This is a genomic window from Amycolatopsis rhizosphaerae, from assembly GCF_007713715.1.
In the GTDB taxonomy this organism is placed as follows: Bacteria; Actinomycetota; Actinomycetes; order Mycobacteriales; family Pseudonocardiaceae; genus Amycolatopsis_E; species Amycolatopsis_E rhizosphaerae.
Window position 1 is genome coordinate 1 of sequence record NZ_VJWX01000241.1, and the last position, 10,721, is coordinate 10,721.

A 10,721-nucleotide genomic window follows, 5' to 3' on the forward strand; every position below is an offset into this window, starting at 1 on the left:
TCTCCGACAACGACCTGCACACCATCGTCACCAACGGCAGCCGCCCCACCAACTCATCCCCCCAGCGCACCCGTCGCTCCCCGCGGCGCAGACACCCACACTCCCGCTGACACCAACCGATCGACGACGGAGGACGAAGTTTTTCGTAGCAACCACTGGCCCTTTGGACCTGACGGAGCGTTCATGGACGCCGGCATCAACGTGACCCCCACACCACAGCGAAGGAGTTCACCATGCCCTGGGCCGAACAAACCGGCGACACCACCTGGAGAGTCCGCTACCGCCGCGACGACGGCACCATCGGCTCCCTGCCCGGCTTCCCCGACGAAACCGCCGCCAACACCTACATCGCCGACATGGAAGCCGACCAACGCAAAGGCACCTGGATCGACCCCACCGCCGGACAAATCACCATCGCCGCCTGGGCACCCGACTGGCTGGAATCCCTCGACATCGACCAACGCACCGAAGAGAACTACCGCAGCTTCCTCAACAAACACATCCGCCCCCGATGGGGCGGCACCGCCCTCGCCGACATCACCAACCTCACCGTCCGCACCTGGGAAAAGAAACTCCGCACCACCGGACTCGCCAAAACCACCGTCGACAGCATCATCAAATGCTTCTCCCTCATGCTCGCCGACGCCGCCGCCGAAAAACTCATCGCCGCCAACCCCATCCAGGCCCGCCGACGCGGACGACGCCGCCGCACCCAACGCACACCCCGCAAAATCTGGGCCGAACCCGCCGAAGTACTCCAAATCGCCGACCAAATCGCCCTCAAATACGGCCCAGGCGGTGCAGTGCTCGTCGTCACCGCCGCCTGGACCGGAGCCCGCTGGGGCGAACTCGTCGGCCTCCAACGCCACAACCTGCACCTCTACAACGATGACACCGGCCACCTCATCGTCGACCCCGACCTCGGCGCACTCCACGAACCCAACAAAGGCGCCCCGTTCCTCGGCCCGCCCAAAACCGAAGAATCCGCCCGCACCATCACCCTGCCGCCGTTCCTCGTCCGCCTGCTCCGCGCACACCTGGACACCCACGACCATCCGCATGTGTTCATCACCCCGCACAAAGAACTCCACCGGCGCAGCAACTTCGGCCGCCGCGCCTTCCGCCCCGCCGCCGACGGCAACGCCACCATCACCAACCCCCAGGTCCGGCTCCGTCCGATCAAACCAGGGCTGAAGTTCCACGGACTTCGACACAGCCACAAAACCTGGATGATCGACGACGGCGTCCCCGAAATCGCCCAAGCACTCCGCCTCGGCCACGTCCTCGCCGACAAAGTCCAAGAAACCTACTCCCACGTCGCCCGCACCGTCGAACAACGCCTCCTCGACGCACTCCAAACCCGCTGGGACAAAGCCACCGCCGACAACACCACACCACCCGAACAGACCACCTGGCGAGATGCCGCATGATCTCCACCTCGGTTGACACGCTGATCGAGCTCAACCGCGGGTCCAGCAGCAGCCATTTTTCGCGCTGACGGAGGCGGCACGAGACGGGTGTCGACATCGGCGTAGCCGCCGGGATGCTGGCATTGGCCACGATCGCGGTCTTCCCGTTCGAAATGGACACCGTCGTCCACCTGTCGGGCGGGCGGCTGGTGGCCACGTAAGACTTCTACAACACCATCGTCGGCCTGGGCATCCTGCAGGGAAACCTCGGCACCGGCACGGTGTTCGACCTGGCGAACGGCCGGATGGCGGAGATCCCGTGGCTTGGGCTGGCCTTACTCAGCAGCCTCTGCGCACTGACTGCGACCTGGCCGCGGCCGCCGGCTGGCGGCCGACCCCACAAGTCGTCTATTAGGTTAACCCACTGGCCTACCCAGGTTAGGGCCAAAGGCGGCCATGAACACCGCCCCAGGACGTACCACTGTGGTCAGTCGTATGCAGCGTCCAGAAAAGCAGGCCAGGTGAAGTAGGCCAAACAGACTGTCACCTTCTTGTCACTTCAGGTGCCGCCCGCTTGCTTACCGTGTTCCTGGCACCACTGCTACGGGTCTTTTCCCCCGACCGGTCGCGTGGCGTGGCGCCCAGTGAACGCCGACGTCGGCTCCACCCCAGGCCCTCGCCGCGTTCAATGCAGGCAGGGGCGGCGGTCACGGATGCGCATCCCGTTGTCACGGAGGTCTGAGCCGCTACCGAACGGCCGTCCCTGTCTGCCCTCATGTTGAGTACGGCATCGTCGAGACGGCGTGTCGCCCGTGCTCACCGGCCGGAAAGACGGAGGCAGGTCATGGCGGTACGTCTGATAGAGCGTGCGAGGCGGTTGGTTCCCACGTGCTGGCAACGGGGACAGAACGCGTTGGCGCAACCGGAGCAGCGAGTGCCTGAACCGGCACAGCTCTACAGCTTGGTTGTCCTCTACCTGCTGTTGCACGCACCCCGCCCTGGCACCTCGCAGTGCACTGCTTGTGGGCAGGGGTGGCCGTGTGATCCGGTGCGATTGGCGTATCGCTTGCGGGAAGGCTTTTAGGCCATGGCCGGGGGCGCGTTCACGTCTCGCTTGGCTGCGGGTGCCGAGCTGGCGGTGTTGCTGTCGTGAATCCTTTCGTGCTGATGGGCTTGGTCGTGTTCGGGCCGCCGTCGGCCTATGGTCTGCTGAGCCTGGTGCGCGCACGGTGGCTTCGGCGGCAGCCAGAACCGGGCGAGATGAAGATTACGGTTGCGCAATTGGCTGCGCGGCTGGCTCAAGAGCGAACCGGCGTGTATGAGGCCACCGATCAGTTGCGTCAGCGCGAGCGGGGCTTACTGCCGGGATGGCACTGGCCCAGTCGCGATCCCGACTTCAACCGCGCCGTGAGCACGTCGCTCCGGGCTCGGCCGTACGTCCAGCAGGCAGCACTTGGTGACCGGCAAGGCAAGAAGATCGAGCTCTCAATCGCCTCGCACGACGTGTACCGGCGGTCTGCTCGAGAAGGAACGGACTGAAAACCCTACGGACTGCCAGGTTGCGGTAACACACGACAAACACGTGTGCTCACCCCAGAACCGCATCCTGGTAACGGAAACGGCGGGGCAAGCGCGGCCCCGCCGTTTCTCTTTCTCCTAAAACTAGTCGAGGTCACGGAGCTTGACTCGCACGCTCCAGCCCTCCGGGTCGGGGGTGAATACAGGCTGCAGCCTTTCGTGGTGGGGTTTGCCCAATTCGATCCATTCGGTCAGCAGAGCGTGGAGTTCGTCGTGTGCCTGACGGGATCCCGCGACGAGAAGACCCCCATCGGGCAGTACAACAGCGACGCTGTCGGCCACGGCCACGCCGATGCCCCAGCCGTGAGCCCCGCCGACACTGGCAGGGTGAGGCGATCGGGCCAGCACGTAGGTCGTGAACGCCTCCCAGGCGACGCGACCATCGACGAAAAACCCAGGCCGGGGTGCGGCCTCGTGCGCCTGGTCGAGCAGTGCGCGAGCCACAGTGTCGGGCTGACCGTGCAGGGCCTGTGCGCTGATCCACCACGACGGCTGGTTGTCGGCGATGCGGGTGGCGTCGACGAAACGGATGGGTACTGCGAGGTCAGTGACGACCTCTGGCGCCATCTCGATGAAGCTGCCGGGGTAGACGCTCCCGTCTTCGATGTCGCCGCGGACGGTGCAGCGGATCGTGGCGTTGGCGCACGCGATGTCGGCGATCTTCACCGGCGTCACGATCACGCCGCCTTGGGTGGCTTGTTGCACCCAGGGCTGTGGCAGGACGTGGGGTGTTGTCCAGGCCAGAATACGGTCGAAGGGTGCTGCTGCTTCCCAGCCGGCGAACCCGTCCGCTGGATGAACCTCGATGTTGTGGTGGCCGGCCTGGCTATGCAGGAGAGCGGCTCGGTCGGTCAGCGAGGAATCGACATCGATCGACACGACGCGCCCGTGGTCGCGGACCAGGTGTGACAGGAGTGCACCGGAATACCCGGATCCTGTCCCGATTTCCAGCACGTTCATGCCCGGCTGGATGTCCGCGGTTTCCAGGATGGCGCTGATCCTCTTCGCCGCGGAACTTTGCGGGATTGTGCCGCCATCCTCAGTTTTGACCCAGGAGTCGTAGTCGGTGGCGGCTGCCGCGGCGGCGACGGTTTCAGACACGTGCTTCTCCGGTTTGTTGTCGCGGGGAGATCTTCAATATTGTTCGGTACTGCATTGTGCTGGAGGCCTCGCCGATCGGCTCGCCGTCGGGGTCGCTGAGCCAGGCGTGAGAGGCCAGCGGGGGTGTGCGAATGCCCATCTGCCAGGTGACGCCCCGACGCCGGGCGGCGAGTAGCAGGACACCGGCCAGCGACCGCTCCAGGCAGGCCACCCGGACGGGTACCAGGCGTGCTCCCGCATCGATCCCGCGCAGGGTTCGCGCGATCTCGGAAGGGCTCGCATGCCGCGGTCGGGCGTTGATCAGCCACCGGACGATCGCGGTGATGCGATCGAAACGCAGTGCGCGAAGCACGAGCCAGGCCACCAGCCCGGCCGCGGCCCCCGCCAGCTCGGCTATCAACATCGGCCGCTCCCGGGCATTGCCGGTGGCCATCGGCATGCTCATTGTCCGACCATCACCAGGCCAGCCCTGCTCAGGCTGGTGAGCAAGGCACCGAGATCGGCCCGCACCCGAGCGAGGTCCGTCCCGAACCGCTGGGCGACGGCGACCGCGGCTGGCTCAGAGTGCCCGTCATGGTCGAGGAGGGCCGTCCACATCGCGGCCGCCGTCGGGTTGCAGCGATGCAGTCGGCCAGTTCGCTCGGACAGCAGCACCAGCCCGGCATCGTCCATCGAGCATGCCGAGACGTCGGGCTCAATCGAGACATGCATGGCGGTTCCTTTCCTGGCCACGTAGCCACAACTCCGTGCCGACCACGGCGTCAAATGCGCCGAGCGGAATCGGCACCCCAGCCGCCGCCCTGTCGATCGCGGTCTGGATCGCTCGGTCATTGATGATTCCCAACTCGGCAAGCCGGGAGCGGGTGAGCACTTCGCGCAGCATGGGCGCGTTCTCGCGGAGCCCGCGGTAGACCAGCGCGGTGTAGTCACCCTTGGTACGGCGCCCGATCAACTGGGGCGGCACCAGCTCACCCATGGCATAGCGCAGCAGCGGTTTGGCACGGTCAGGGGTCGTCCTCAGTGATGCGGCCACCGACCAGCAGGCCCGGACCACCGTGTCGTCGAGATAGGGGGCGTGGTGATCCACTCCCATCGTTGCCGCCAGGTCCGTGTAGAGCCGTTGCGCCCGCCCGAAGGTGGCCAGGGAAAGCCACGAGAGGGCGTCGCCGATACCGAGCTCACCGGGCACAACCGGTGACGGGTGGGCATCGGCATGCTCGTCAAGCCGTTGGGCGACAGCGTTCCGCGCCGTGGGTGTCATCCACTCGGCGACCCGGCTGTGCTCGACCCACGCCACCAGGCGGGCCCAGCCAGATGCGCTCGGTGCGACACCTCTCAGCCGCTTCGCCTCGGCCTGCAACGCCGCCCGATAGCTGGTTCGCCGCACTGCTGAAGCGGCGCGAACGAGCGCGTGTGGTGCCTGATGCCGCAGCCGGGCCCAGCCTGCGACATGGCGCCACAGCTCCGGAAGACGACGCGGACACGCGAGATCGGCCAAATATGCCGGGAGCGCGATCAAGACCGCGTCGCCGCCATCACCGCTGAGATGCAGGTCCGAGCCGAACTCCGCGAGCAGCCGTAGCCACCAACGGGAACGGGCCAGGGTGGCTACGTTGGAATCCGGCTCATCCACGACCGGAACAGCGTCCAGGCCGGAATACGGCAGCACCGCATCCGGTATCGGCCATTGCTCATGAGCAAGCCCCGGCACGGCACGGGCAACAGCTGCCGCGATCTCGACGTCCTCAACGCCGTCAGCAGTCAGCGTGATCGCCGGTACCTGCTCCATCGCCGCACCGGCTGCCAGCACGGCGACGGTCGACGAGTCCAGGCCGCCCGACAAATCGACCGTCGGCCGACTTGCGGCGGCAACCCGGTTGCGCACCGACTCGGTCAAAGCTGTCCGCAGCTCCGTGCCTGCCTTCCTGAGTCGCCCGTGTGGCTGCGGAAACGAGTCCAAGCACGTCGTCGTCGCCTGGCCCTCGCGAGTGAGGCGCAAGGCCCAACCGGGCCGTACCGCACGCACACCGCGCCATGGGGAACCTGTCCACCACACATCCGAGGCGTTGGGCACCAGCAGTCGCGCGGCCAGCCACGAAGGATCCAGCGACCGATCGGTGTGGTGTGCGAGTTCGCTGGCGTGCGAGCCGAGCACGACTTCACCGTCATCGGTGCGCGCGAAGAACACCACATGCTGACCAGCAAGGTCACCCATCACCAGAAGGTCATCTCGCCGTACCGCGATCACCACACGACTACCACGCACCCGCGCCAGGGCCGAGCCATCGCCGCCCGCAACGCGCGCGGCGATACCCGACAGCTCCCCGGAAGGTGTGACGCAGAAGCCAATCACCAGCAGACAGCAACCGGCTACGTCAACTCGACGCAGACCGGCCGAAGGCCCGAACTGGCCGTGTCGCAGCCGCAACCATCCGGCGTCGACAACGGTCCAGTTCGGACGCTCGTCAGCTGGTGGTGTGGGGAAGACACCACGGTCGGCGGAACTTGCCGACCACCACATCGTTCGTGGCGATCAGTAGTAGTACTGCTTCATGTCGGCAGTGTCGTCATCGGAGTTGCCATTGGTCAACTCCACCACACCACCGAGTTCGATCACGGCCGGCGCCTGGTACTCCAGTTGGCCACGCTCGTCATTCGACCGGGTTGCGGTTTCCATGCCGTTGATCACGGCTCTACCTCTCCCGTGTGCTCACCCGCCGAAGATCATGCTCACCTTTCAGTGATCGCGCAAGCGGTTTCCCGAGAGAGCACCCACTCAGCCGATTGGTTGGCACTCTGCCAAACTCAGGTTCATCCCTCTCGCGGGGTGACATAGGTGCCTTTGGACCTGATCGTGACCACGAGTCCACGGCTGCGCAACAGGCGGGTGGCATGCCTGGCGGTGCCAAGGGAAACGCCATACAGGTCGGCGAGATCCCGTTCCGAAGGAAACGCAGTACGAGGCGGGAGTGAGCCGTCAGCGATGAGGCTCTCGATGTGCGAGGCGACCCATTCGTAGGCGTAGCCGACGATGTCGTCGGGCACCTGCATGCGCTGGAACCCTCGGGGTGCCCGAACGTTGTCGGGCGATGCCGTCTTCAACACGGTGATTCTCCTCCTGATAGTCCGTGTTCTCGTGATGGATGCAGGCAAGGAAGGCCAAGGTGACCGCTGCAACGAACTGGTGCCCCCGGGCGGAACGCCGGGCACGGGCAGCGCCAAGGGCGTTGACCACCTCCGCCAGCCCGCCTGCGAACCGCCACAGGACGGCCCCGTCCCGCCGTACGCGAATACCCCCGGCGTTGCGGTCGTCGTAGATGCGGATCGCATCCGCGTAGCCGGATGGCCAGCCGTACACACCGTCGATCAGCACCACCACGCCGTTCTCGCAGTGGTGCACGAACCGCCAACCCGCGTCCCGCAAGGCCCCCGACCGCTCCAGCGCGGCGGCCTCCGCCACGGTCGTACTCAACGCTCACCTCCCCGTCTCGCCGCGGGTGAAACTACGAACGCGACAAGTGAACGTTGGGTACGTTTTGTACCCTCACTCGGATGGTCTAGGCCGCCAGCCCAACACGCCGGCAGAGGTCATGAACGTCCTCATGCAGTCCGGTCGGAGGCCGCCGACGCAGATCAAGCAGCATCTCCCGGGCGAACCCGTTGTAGCGGATGGTTTCCGGTGCGGTGCGCTCGGAGCTGTTCAGCAATGCCCACACTGCTGGCCTTTCGTCCCGCAGATGATGGGCCCGGGCAACCTCGATCAAATGTCGAGCGCGCCGCGCGAGCGACGGAATCGAGTCCGCTTCGAATCCGTCCGCGGCCCGCAGAGCCTCACCAGACCGGCGGAGCTCGACGCCAAGCGTGGTCGCATGTGCTCCTATGACCGACATCGAGAACGAGCTCTGAATGTGCCGGTAACCGGGGCCAAGTTGACGGGCGATGGCATCGGCGCGTTCCAGGTGCGCCCACGCCTCGCCGTGCCGGCCCCGACGCGCCTGGACGTACGCGATCTCGGCTTCGAGAGCACCGACGATCCCGCGCCAATCGTCCGGAGCCCGGCCCAGGTGGGGCTCAAGCTGGCGAATCGCATCCTTGGCGAGCTGAATCGCTTCGTCCCAGCGGTCGGCGTCGCGCAATGCCTGAACCATCGCCCATGCTCCGCCCGCGATGGCGTATGGGTCGTCAGCCTCCTGTGCTTCGCTGAGCGCCCGGTCGGCGACCATCCACACGAGTTCGGGCGCGGGCTGGTACGCGACATAGAAGTCGGCGAGCCGGTAGACGCCGGCCAAGACCCGCCGGGCGTCGCGCCGATTCTCGTGAGCGCCGGACCGGACGGCCAGTTGCGCGTCCCGGATCAGCCCTGGCAGGAGGAAGCCAAGCTGCGTGCGGTGGTCTGGGCTCGTGTGGCGGACATGCCAGGCCTGCTGGAGCCGGATCGCGAGATGCTCGACGTTCGGAGGCTGGGCGGTCGGGGCAATGCGGTATTCGGTGAGCGCGGCCTGTACCGCGGACAGCGCAGCGTGCCGCTCGCCGGCGAACACCTGCACGGGCACCGCGAACCCGTTCCCGGTGAGCGTGGCGAGGTCGTCGAGGCCGAGCGCTTGCGCGATCTTGAGCAACATCCCGAGTCGCGGAACCTGGAGGCGGCCGGTCTCGACGGCCTTGAGCCACTCGGCGGACCGGCCGACCAGGCCTGCCAACACCGGCCGGGACATGCCGACACGCTGACGTTCGTGCTGAATACGTCGGCCAACAGGCAGGTCCAAGTCCGGCTGCGAGCTCATCGCATCACCCTCCGCGGCGGTGTTCTCTTCGCAGAGATCCCCAGCCCGTCGACCGAGGGCACAACCTCCGCGAGGAGGTACGAACCAGGGTAACAGCGGTCTCGGCAAGCATCCTGGAAGACGGAGGCGACCCTGGCGAAGTCCGCAGCAGGGCCACCACCGCTTCTCAGTCGTTCGGGCCGAGCGGCGACCGGAAGGAGTGTCTTCAGCGCGAAGTGACAAAGCAGTGACAAGAAGCGGGTGAACGTCCTGGTCGCGCCGAGTCGGTTCCGTAGCATTGAGTCCGGGACGCCACTGACGGATGGAGGGGCAACCTCATGGACGAGGCGGAAAGCGGTGTCGCGCAACGAGTTGCCGAATGGCGCAAGCTGGTTGGTCTGACGCAGAACCAGTTGGCCAGCAAGGCCAACGTGTCCGCATCGCTGGTGCGCAAGGTCGAGCAAGGCCGCGCGCCCGCCTCCCCGGCCTTCGTCGCCGCCGTGGCACGTGCGCTCAATACCGGTGTCGCGGATTTACTGGGGCAACCATTCGCGCAACGCACTCGTATGGAACACCGGCTTCATGCCACGATCCCGCCGTTGAGGAGGGAACTCGCCGCGTACAACGTCGCACCCGACGAGGGCGTGCAACCACGCTCGCTGGACGATCTAGCGAAAGCGGTTGCCCTGGCATCACACCATCGTCACGCGGTCAACCTCGATGCTCTGGGTAGCGAGCTTCCGGGTTTGCTCGCCGAGCTGCGCGCCCAAGTGTGGAGTACGACCGGGGCCGAGCAGGAGCGGGCCTACTGGCTGCTGACCGAGGCTTACTACGCGGCCAGCCAGGCTGCCTACAAGCTCGGATACATCGACCTGGCCTCTTTGGCTGTGGACCGTTACGAGTGGGCCGCCGAACGCAGTGGCGACGAACTGGCAGTCCTGGTCGGCGACTATCAACGCGCGGGCGAGATGATCGGCGCGGCCGACTGGAACGGCGCTCTCCGACTGCTCGAACAGAGCCGCGCCCGCATCGCCGACCAGATCTCGAGCAACGACGCGCCCACCCTCGCCGTGTGGGGCAGCCTCCACCTCAAGTCCGGCTTGGCCTCCGCCCGGGCCGGCAACCTGGCCACCGCCGACGCTCACTGGAACGAGGCCAACGAAGCGGCCCAGAGACTCGGCGCTGACCGGGACGACTACCGCCTCTGCTTCGGCCCGACCAACGTCAACATCTGGTCCGTCGGTCTCGCGGTCGAGGCAATGGACGGCACCGAGGCGGTCAAGCGCGCCCAGCGGTTCGACATCCCACCCCAGACCCAACGCGAACGTGCCGGCCACCACTGGATCGATGTCGCGCGTGGTTTCCTGCTGCACGGTGACCTCGACAAGGCCACCCGCAGCCTCTACAGGGCCAAGGAAATCTCGCCGCAGCAGACGAAGTACCACCCGATGGTCCACGAGACCATCCGGACGCTGGCACGGGCTCGCCGGCGGACGGATCCGGTCGCGCGCCTCGCCGCATGGGCCGGCGTCCAGAACTCTTGACAAGCCCTCCGGGCCGAGGTGAAAACGCATGCCGTCACTGGGCGAGGTGATCGCGCAGCTTCATGTGGCGCTCCAGCTGATCGGCAACGCGCGGGCCCATCTCACCGACGCCAACAGTCTGCTCGACGAATCCAGCCAGCTGTTCACGCAGGTCTGGCAGACTTCTCCCAACCCGCTGGCCGCCCAAACCCTGGCAGCGGTTTCCGAGGCCCAACAGGCCATCGCCGATCGGCACCAAGGCCTGGAAAGCGCGACGAATGCCGTGCAGGGCTACCTGCAGGGTCTTGGCGCGGACAGCACTGCCGCAAGCCCACCCCAAGGAAACC

Annotated in this window: 11 protein-coding genes; 4 read left to right on the forward strand and 7 right to left on the reverse strand. The window is 66.4% G+C overall.

Annotation, left to right across the window (positions count from 1 at the left end; all coding sequences use genetic code 11):
• Nucleotides 1-233 precede the first annotated feature (233 nt).
• Nucleotides 234-1,430 (forward strand): tyrosine-type recombinase/integrase, encoded by a 1,197-nt coding sequence (locus FNH05_RS22130; protein ID WP_144590629.1) that lies wholly within the window; start codon nt 234-236, stop codon nt 1,428-1,430.
• A 1,128-nt stretch (nt 1,431-2,558) separates the two neighbouring features.
• Nucleotides 2,559-2,948: a hypothetical protein gene (locus FNH05_RS22140; protein WP_144590630.1), complete on the forward strand. Its 390-nt coding sequence runs from the start codon at nt 2,559-2,561 to the stop codon at nt 2,946-2,948.
• Nucleotides 2,949-3,071: 123 nt separating this feature from the next.
• Here the strand turns inward: FNH05_RS22140 and FNH05_RS22145 are convergent, their stop codons facing one another.
• The 7 genes from FNH05_RS22145 to FNH05_RS22175 form a co-directional block, all read right to left on the reverse strand.
• Entirely contained in the window at nt 3,072-4,088 is a 1,017-nt protein-coding gene (locus FNH05_RS22145) for a protein-L-isoaspartate O-methyltransferase family protein (RefSeq protein ID WP_144590631.1), read from the reverse strand.
• Entirely contained in the window at nt 4,081-4,533 is a 453-nt protein-coding gene (locus tag FNH05_RS22150) for a lasso peptide biosynthesis B2 protein (protein WP_144590632.1), read from the reverse strand. Before FNH05_RS22150 ends, FNH05_RS22145 begins: the two co-directional genes overlap by 8 nt.
• Complete coding sequence (locus tag FNH05_RS22155) at nt 4,530-4,799, reverse strand: PqqD family peptide modification chaperone (protein WP_186382676.1); 270 nt, start codon at nt 4,797-4,799, stop codon at nt 4,530-4,532. The genes FNH05_RS22150 and FNH05_RS22155 overlap by 4 nt, the downstream gene beginning before the upstream one ends.
• Nucleotides 4,783-6,609, reverse strand: coding sequence for an albusnodin/ikarugamycin family macrolactam cyclase (locus FNH05_RS22160; RefSeq protein WP_144590634.1), 1,827 nt, complete (start codon nt 6,607-6,609; stop codon nt 4,783-4,785). The genes FNH05_RS22155 and FNH05_RS22160 overlap by 17 nt, the downstream gene beginning before the upstream one ends.
• Nucleotides 6,610-6,621: 12 nt before the next feature.
• The gene (locus FNH05_RS22165; protein ID WP_222426678.1) at nt 6,622-6,777 is read right to left on the reverse strand and encodes a lasso RiPP family leader peptide-containing protein; all 156 of its coding nucleotides are present in this window, start codon (nt 6,775-6,777) and stop codon (nt 6,622-6,624) included.
• A 122-nt stretch (nt 6,778-6,899) separates the two neighbouring features.
• A complete protein-coding gene (locus FNH05_RS22170) occupies nt 6,900-7,193 on the reverse strand; it encodes a GntR family transcriptional regulator (RefSeq protein ID WP_342781595.1) in 294 nt (97 codons plus the stop codon).
• A gap of 452 nt (nt 7,194-7,645) precedes the next feature.
• On the reverse strand, nt 7,646-8,872 hold the full coding sequence (locus tag FNH05_RS22175; protein WP_144590635.1) for a helix-turn-helix domain-containing protein: 1,227 nt from the start codon (nt 8,870-8,872) through the stop codon (nt 7,646-7,648).
• Between the two features lie 317 nt (nt 8,873-9,189).
• On the opposite strand from FNH05_RS22175, the gene FNH05_RS22180 reads away from it, so the two are divergent.
• Both FNH05_RS22180 and FNH05_RS22185 read left to right on the forward strand, forming a co-directional pair.
• On the forward strand, nt 9,190-10,395 hold the full coding sequence (locus tag FNH05_RS22180; protein WP_144590636.1) for a helix-turn-helix domain-containing protein: 1,206 nt from the start codon (nt 9,190-9,192) through the stop codon (nt 10,393-10,395).
• Between the two features lie 28 nt (nt 10,396-10,423).
• Nucleotides 10,424-10,721, forward strand: a 298-nt coding sequence (locus FNH05_RS22185) for a hypothetical protein (RefSeq protein WP_144590637.1), incomplete at its 3' end; no start/stop codon positions are given.